Below are 250 nucleotides of genomic sequence, written 5' to 3'. Positions count from 1 at the left end.
CTGCCACTGGATCTGCTGTCCCGGCACGACGGGGTTGGTCAGCAGCGCCTTCGACGCGGTGAGGTTGGCTTGCGGCGAGGGCGAGTTGGTCGGCGAGGCGACGGCCGTGTGGGTGGAAACCGAAGGGTCGGGCCCACCGGTGACCGTCACCGTGTTGGTCGGCGTCACGGTCGCGTTGGCGTCCAGGGTTCCGGTGAGGGTCCAGCTCAGGGACGAACCCGCCGGGATCTCGACCGCCGGGCAGGTGGCG

At 70.8% G+C, this 250-nt stretch carries 1 protein-coding gene; it reads right to left on the bottom strand.

Annotated elements, in window-relative coordinates:
* The coding region (locus tag VR45_RS41830; RefSeq protein WP_045945229.1) for a hypothetical protein at positions 1-250 on the bottom strand (250 nt) is incomplete at both ends.

This window comes from Streptomyces sp. NRRL S-495, from assembly GCF_000966955.1.
In the GTDB taxonomy this organism is placed as follows: domain Bacteria; phylum Actinomycetota; class Actinomycetes; order Streptomycetales; family Streptomycetaceae; genus Kitasatospora; species Kitasatospora purpeofusca.
This window is presented reverse-complemented; position numbering and strand designations above follow the sequence as displayed.